Raw genomic sequence first — 552 nt, 5'->3', positions numbered from 1 at the left:
ATGACTGAAACACTTTCAGCATTCCCATTATCCGCTTATCGCCGCAATCAACATCACACTGAAATAGATAACACTGAACTACCTCTTTATACCCGCGCCGATATTCGTCTGAAAAATTATACATCAATCTAAATAGTTAAACGGAGAACGCCATGCAATATGCCTTTGCAGGGTGGCCTATTGCTGGCCGCTCGGAAACACAGTTAGACCGAATCATTAACCTTCTTAAAGCCGCCGCCAAATGGCTTAAAGACACTCTGAATCAGAGAGGCGAACCGTGAAATCGAACATGTATTTTATCAAGGCACAAGAACTCTGCCGGGAAGCCGTTCTTTACGGCAATAAAGAAAAATGGAATTCGGCGATAAGGCTACTACGGAGGACTTGCCATGCTTAATGTTGATGCTACCTGCCAAAAGGGGAACACGATATGAAAATCAGCGAATCAGGACAACGTGAAATTGAGAGTATTATCTCTACATTCTCAGGTGCCGATTTGGATGTGGTTAACACCTATTACGCGTTTGCTGATAAACGGGTAAAGCAGGATGA

The 552-nt window shown here is 43.5% G+C and carries 1 protein-coding gene; it reads left to right on the top strand.

Features of this window, described 5'->3' with window-relative positions; genetic code table 11:
- The first annotated feature begins 152 nt into the window (after positions 1 to 152).
- Entirely contained in the window at positions 153 to 281 is a 129-nt protein-coding gene (locus tag ACTBDZ_RS18365; protein WP_438816339.1) for a protease FtsH-inhibitory lysogeny factor CIII, read from the top strand.
- The last annotated feature ends 271 nt before the right edge of the window (positions 282 to 552 follow it).

Source organism: Symbiopectobacterium sp., assembly GCF_051710365.1.
In the GTDB taxonomy this organism is placed as follows: Bacteria; Pseudomonadota; Gammaproteobacteria; order Enterobacterales; family Enterobacteriaceae; genus Symbiopectobacterium.
The sequence above is the reverse complement of the archived record's forward strand: the minus strand, read 5'-3'. Positions and strand labels throughout refer to the sequence as shown.

Coding starts and splice junctions, on each gene's coding strand:
- ACTBDZ_RS18365 (WP_438816339.1), top strand. CDS start 153: ATGCAATATGCCTTTGCAGGGTGGCCTATTGCTGGCCGCTCGGAAACA.